This window comes from Mesorhizobium sp. M7A.F.Ca.CA.004.12.1.1 (assembly GCF_003997835.1).
Classification (GTDB): Bacteria; Pseudomonadota; Alphaproteobacteria; order Rhizobiales; family Rhizobiaceae; genus Mesorhizobium.
This window is the reverse complement of the sequence record NZ_RZRK01001014.1, coordinates 1-1,891: the sequence shown is the minus strand read 5'-3', so window position 1 is coordinate 1,891 and position 1,891 is coordinate 1. Positions and strand designations below refer to the sequence as shown.

1 protein-coding gene and 2 pseudogenes are annotated in these 1,891 nt (G+C 63.0%); 1 reads left to right on the top strand and 2 read right to left on the bottom strand.

What is annotated here, in order from left to right; all coding sequences use genetic code 11:
- Positions 1–114, bottom strand: a pseudogene (locus EN984_RS39130) (DNA starvation/stationary phase protection protein); the annotation flags it as partial.
- Between the two features lie 342 nt (positions 115–456).
- Between EN984_RS39130 and EN984_RS32985 the strand changes: the two are divergent.
- Positions 457–895, top strand: a pseudogene (locus tag EN984_RS32985) (transposase); the annotation flags it as partial.
- 223 nt (positions 896–1,118) lie between these two features.
- On the opposite strand, the gene EN984_RS32980 reads toward EN984_RS32985, so the two are convergent.
- Complete coding sequence (locus EN984_RS32980) at positions 1,119–1,748, bottom strand: uracil-DNA glycosylase family protein (protein ID WP_127270300.1); 630 nt, start codon at positions 1,746–1,748, stop codon at positions 1,119–1,121.
- Positions 1,749–1,891: the final 143 nt, after the last annotated feature.

The following is a 1,891-nucleotide window of genomic DNA, read 5'->3' as shown; positions in this document are numbered from 1 at the left end:
GGTATCGGCTAGCAACCCGGTGAGAGCGGCAGAGATATCTGTCACGGCATTCTCGCCGAGATCGGAAGGGGTACGGAGCGGTGCGGCGCGAAGGCGGAGGGCGTTGGTGGTCATGGGGATGATCCTTGGTCAGCGAGCTCAATGCGTGCTCAATTGCGCCAACCTAGGCCCCGAAAAGCCGTCTGGTCTTCTGCAAATGCCGGGTTTTCTTTCTGAATGCCCGGAAAGGACGGGCTCTTCATCGGCCAGCGAGGGGCGTCGCGGCGGTCAGCGCCCGGACGCCGCCAGCCCTGCAGTTTCATTTCGCTGGGCCACGAGACAAGGTTGTGTGCTGTGAGTTCTGCAAATTCGCTGAGAAAGGGCGGTCATGGCAGGCTGGTGATATTCAACGTCACCGAGTTCCGCCACATTCTGCTTTCGAGCCCTGATGGGCTGCGCGATGTGATCCGCGCGGTGATGCAGGAAGTCCTGGAGGGCGAGATGGATGAGGTGCTTGGAGCCGAGAAATGCTAGCGCACGCCGGAGCGGCTCGCCTATCGTTCGGGCCATTACGGTCGCACGCTCGTCACGCGCGCCGGCAAGCTCGGACTCAGGGTGCCGCAGAACCGGCAGGGCCGCTTCTCGGCGGAGTTGTTCGAGCGCTACTAGCTTTCCGAGCGGGCGCAAGCCGCTGGACGAGAGCCTCCCCGCCTTTGCCAATCGCCCGCTCCAGGAGCCGTTCCCTTACCTCATTGTCGATGCTCGCTACGAGAAGGTCTGCGAAGTCGGCATCGTCATGGGCCAGGCGGTGCTGATTTCCGTCGGGATTGACTGGGACGGAAGGCGCCAGAGCCATCGAGATGGCCAATCGCGACAACCGCTCGACCTGGCGGGATTTCTCGTCGGCTTGAAAGCGTGAGGCCTCAGGGACGTCGAACTGGTCGTGTCCGACGATCGACCTGAACAAGCAGCCGAAATGCACGGTCGTGTGTTCCGAAGTGCTCTGGTGGAGATGCCATAGCCGAAACATCGCCGACTATTTGATCGTCCATTGGATGGCGGTCTCTCTGCTTGGGCCCGGATAACGTCACGCCTGCGGTTCTCGCGATCTGCGCGGAGAAGGTCGCCGCGGGCTTGCCTTATCGAGAGCGTGTGGCCGGTTCATGAAGGGTAATGGCGCCGCTTAGAATGGCAGCGACCCGAACGCGCAGATAGGGCGCCAACTCATTCTCGAACCATGAGTTGCGCCGCAGCCAGCCTGCACATCTCCAGGAGGGGTGCGGCAGCGGGATCACCGCAGGCCCATAGGTGCGCCATGCCGCGACGGTCTCGGTCATCGAACGCCTCGGCGTGTCTCCCAACGCCCACCGCTGAGCATAAGCGCCGACCAGCACCGTAAGTTCCACCTTCGGCAGACATGCCAGGAGCGACTGCCGCCAGAGCGCGGCGCACCTGGGCGGTGGCGGATAGTCGCCGCCTTTGGGATTGGTCCCCGGAAAGCAGAACGCCATGGGGGCCACGCCGATACGCGGGTCCGCATAGAAGGCGCGCCGATCCACTCCAAGCCACTCGCGCAGCCGGTCGCCCGACGGGTCATCGAACGGAAGTCCGCTTTCATGCACGCGTCGCCCCGGCGCCTGTCCACAGATCAACAGCCGGGTGCCGGGGGCCACCTGCACCACCGGGCGCGGTTCATGGCCGAACTCCTCGACGCACACGCGGCATGCCCGAATGCTCGAAAGCAACGCGTCAAGTTGCGACTGTTCCAACTGGCCGCGCGTTCCGTCGTCGCGCGAATGTGCCACGAAGCTATGACTTGCAGAAACGTCTACCACGTCGTTCCGATCCCTATTGTTGCCTCGCCCTGTCGTCAGTTCAATTACTGACCAGAGGACGTAGGAGTTCGGATAAC